Raw genomic sequence first — 3988 nt, 5'->3', positions numbered from 1 at the left:
CGAGCGCAAAGTTTGGAGCGCGGAAATTGCGCCCCCATTCGTGAGAATGCTGGTCATATAGGCACACTAGTAAATTGGAGTTTGCCCTTCATGGGCGACAAGGTCGCGTCTAACTAGCCGGCAGTATGGCTAACAATGTGTTAACAGACCCAATTTTTCCAATGATACCATCATTTTAGAAGGAAGTGATTTTCATCCGCAGTGCGGACTTCACTTTGAGTGAAGCCGCATACGCGCAGACAGTCCAGATAAGGCAATCGGATGGCGGACGATGATAAATAGGATTGTGATCCTCCCTCGATCACGCAACCATCTACTACTCCCAAAGGCCCACTAGTGTTGAATATCGGTCGGACTTGACGCTCTTTTTCTTCATCTGGCGTTGCCCCGGCTAAAGCGACAAAGGCTTGGGTGAAAAACAGTTTTCCGGCTAAGCCGTGGGTCACGGTGAACTAACAAACGCGGTCAAATTCAGGCAACAATCAACTCACCACTCCTGACGGTAGTTTGAAAGAGTTTGCATTGAAGATTTTTACAGTTGAGGCAACGGGCCGAGCGAGACTTGGCCCTCGAAAACGGAATAGGTATTGTATAGCGGATCGGCGGCTAGAAGAGCCATCCGGAGTTTCACCGGGTTCTTGTGGATGAAGCTAAGCCCATTATGCAACCCAGTTTGGCAATTACGTCTCGGTCTGAACCCGCCCACCACAAAACACAGAACGCGGCGTCAAGGCGCGGGTGTGACACCGGTTACGTTCGACCTGCAGAATGGCGATCTCTTCTGCGTCGGCGAACGGATCGGGTCGGAATTTGTCGCCTTGCTTGAGGTGGGGAATTGAGCGGGATGGCCAGACCTATGGATGCCGCACTGATGGAGTTAGTCTCTTGAATCAAGGCTTAATGACAACCTGTATTTGATTACCGGAGAAGCCCATCGTGAAGTCGTGTTCAATGCTTGAGGCAAAAACATCGCTCTCGCCTGGCCCCCACAATGCGATCTGCATTGGACGCCCCGCGAGACGGGCAGAGGCCCGATATTTCGCAAAGGGGATTCCAGTGATCGCCAACCCCTCACCTGTCGGACGGACCGTCCTCACGTAGACAGTGCCTGTCTCGATATGGACCAGCGTGATCTCGGTCTCACTGAGATCCGTGTAATCCATGATCGCATTATTGACGACAAAAATACCCGCGTTGCCATACGGCATGTCGTCGGAATGCTCGACAATGCCAACCACGAAATTTCGGATCGTGTCGGCGTTCCCCGCAAAAGTGGAGAGATCACCGCCTACGGCATCGACATGGGTCTCCCGGCCACCGTTCATAACAATCTGATAAGCGTGCGCTGAATATTCGCCGGGGGGCAGATGCGTCGTGTCGATATCGTAGCGCCCGTCTTGACCTGTTTGCGTTTCCGATTTGATGCTTTGACCGTAGCCCATGAGTTGGTCGGCATTGAAGGTCTGATAGACAACCTCGACGTGGACATCGCTGAGCGGATTGCCCTCGTTGTCGACAACGATGCCGCGCACCGAGCCAGCAAACGCGCTCACTGCTCCTAGAAGATAGATTGCAAAAGTCAGACCGGTTGTTTTCCCGTGCATAGTTCTCTCACCCGATTTGCGTTTCGCCCGCCGGAGCGGGATCCGGAACGTCGAGCCAACCGCGCTTTGCGCACTCGTCCATCGCGGCGCTCATTGCGTTGGTACGAGACGAGTACGGCCCTATCAGAGTTATGACGTCGCCTTCGAATAGAATGGCGACTGTTTTTGTCATGACGTCGAAGAGTATCTGCGGTCGTGGTTGCATAAAGTTCGGTCCCCCAGGGCTGTAGCCAGATACACCGCCAGATACCGGGCTTGCTGGATGATGCGTTGTGACCTTGGTGACAGGAGCACGCAGAGAGATGTGCTCACGGCGCGCAAGGTCAATGAAGATTCCTGCTCTTCACCTTCGGTCAATCAACAGATCCGGTATGAAGATGTCCCGCGCGGGCGCCGCCGCTTTCGGCCTCTCCCGGGAATCAGGCGCGCCATTCCCATGCGCGAATTCGTCGCCGCGTCCATGCGGAAGCGGAAACTGCTCCCCGCGCTCACCGAGGCTGCTGAGGTCCTCTGAAAGATCAAACAGCCGTTGGGCGACAAGATGTACGCGTCCCCTCCCTTTGGATTTTGCCGTTGATCGCAACCATCGAGGCTGACAGCACCAGCCGGCGCTGCCGCGCTAACACCGTCGGCCACACCACTGCATTGACTATCCCGGTCTCATCTTCGAGCGTCATGAACATGACACCCTTGGCCGAGCCCGGCCGCTGGCGAACCAGCACCAGCCCACCCGTCATCAGCCACCGGCCGTCGCGCTCGGCCATGGCTCCGGCACATGTCACCATGCATTTCTTGCGCAGGTCCTTGCGCATGAACGAGACAGGGTGCTCGTCGAGGGTGAGGCCCACATGGGAATAGTCCTCGACCACCTCGTGCCCGGCGCGCATAGAGGGAAGATCAACATCAGGCTCTTGCATTTCAGCGACCTCACGCGCCTCTCGGTCGGCGGCCGCGGCCCAAAGCGCCAAAGGTTCATTGCGCAGCCCCTTGATCGCCCATAAGGCGTCGCGGCGTTGAAGTCCGAGTGACGGCAAGAACGCGTCAGCCTCACCCAACTTGACGAGCGCAGCCGTAGGTGCGCGAGTCTTCAGATGGGATCGTGGCGAGATCCCAGACTTCTCCTTTGTGCTCAGCCATGAGCGCGACCGCTTTCGACATGCAGGTAAGCATGCCAACGGCCAGCATATCGACCTTCATAAACTTCAGCGCCTCAATGTCATCTTTGTCCCACTCGATCACCTGCCGATCATCCATCCTGGCGGGTTCGATTGGCACGAGATCGTCAAGGCGGTCCTGGGTGAGCACGAAGCCCCCCGGATGTTGACCAAGGTGGCGCGGCGCCCCATGAGTTGCTGCGCCAACTCCAGCGTGAGCTTCAGCCGGTAGTCAGCGGCGTTGAGGTTGTTCTCCTTCACCTGTCGCTCAGATATACCCTCCGACCATCCCCACACGCCAGCTGAGAGTTGCCCGATCATATCTTCCGGCAAACCAAGCGCCTTGCCAACATCGCGCAGAGCGCCCTTGGCACGGTAGCGGGTGACCGTTGCGCATAAAGCAGCACGGCGTCGGCCAGGTCTAAAACGCTAATGTTCCTGCAGGAGCATTTCGGCAAGTCAGGCGCTCGGTACTACAACATCGCCCGCGGCATCGATCATCGGGAGGTCCAACCGGATCGGCCGCGAAAATCCGTCGGCGCTGAAGACACGTTCATGGTCGATATAATCGATCTCGGCGTCGCCCGTGCGGAACTCAGGCCGCTTGCCGCGAAGGTATGGCGTCATTGCGAGAGCAAGGGCCTCCATGGACGGACGGTGACGCTGAAGGTCAAGTACGCCGATTTCGAGACGCCGGACTCTACCGGATATTCCCGAACGCCCTATTGAGGAGCGCGTACCGAACGTCAATGGGAACTAATCCCGCCGGCTTCGCATTATTCGCCACACGATGTTGGCTCGCCGCACTGCTACCGAAGCGGACGTCTTTGTAAAGCACAGGAGAGCCTCCATGAACGCCAGAATTCGACCGCCGCAGCAATCGACCACCGATCGGGATATCGTGCTTGAATGCGAGCAAGCGATTTACGGCGCTGTCCGTGAGCTTTTCGATCATACCATTTTCGCCGGTTGGCCGCCGGAGGCGACATTCGATGCGATAAAGCGCGCCGCCGATTGTCACGCAACGGTTTATCACGAATATCCCGATCCGGCATACCAAACGGTCGAAGCTCGCCCACCCAGCAGCTTCTCACTGGCACCGTTCTAATGGCCGTCCAGGTCGATCACGAGCGTTTTGAACGGTACGGGGACCGATGAAAATCGCGACCTACAACGTCAACGGCGTCAATGGGCGCCTCGCCGTGCTTATGCGATGGCTCGAGGAAGACT

General features: G+C 57.0%; 2 protein-coding genes, 2 pseudogenes and 1 other annotated feature. Of the genes and pseudogenes, 2 read left to right on the top strand and 2 right to left on the bottom strand.

Features of this window, described 5'->3' with window-relative positions:
* Positions 1 to 585: 585 nt before the first annotated feature.
* Positions 586 to 641: a sequence feature (sul1 is cis-regulatory element that is thought to sense ions involved in sulfur or methionine metabolism; They are found in Alphaproteobacteria), on the bottom strand.
* A 249-nt stretch (positions 642 to 890) separates the two neighbouring features.
* Positions 891 to 1604 (bottom strand): carboxypeptidase-like regulatory domain-containing protein, encoded by a 714-nt coding sequence (locus AC27VQ_RS25790; RefSeq protein WP_488718576.1) that lies wholly within the window; start codon positions 1602 to 1604, stop codon positions 891 to 893.
* 323 nt (positions 1605 to 1927) lie between these two features.
* A pseudogene (locus tag AC27VQ_RS25785) lies at positions 1928 to 3175 on the bottom strand (OB-fold nucleic acid binding domain-containing protein); the annotation flags it as partial.
* Here AC27VQ_RS25785 and AC27VQ_RS25780 point away from each other — a divergent pair.
* Positions 3176 to 3481 (top strand): annotated as a pseudogene (locus AC27VQ_RS25780) (DinB/UmuC family translesion DNA polymerase); the annotation flags it as partial.
* A gap of 127 nt (positions 3482 to 3608) precedes the next feature.
* Positions 3609 to 3866 (top strand): hypothetical protein, encoded by a 258-nt coding sequence (locus AC27VQ_RS25775; RefSeq protein WP_488718575.1) that lies wholly within the window; start codon positions 3609 to 3611, stop codon positions 3864 to 3866.
* Positions 3867 to 3988 lie beyond the last annotated feature (122 nt).

This window comes from Shinella sp. 20P9.1.1 (genome assembly GCF_057798995.1).
The sequence above is the reverse complement of the archived record's forward strand: the minus strand, read 5'-3'. Positions and strand labels throughout refer to the sequence as shown.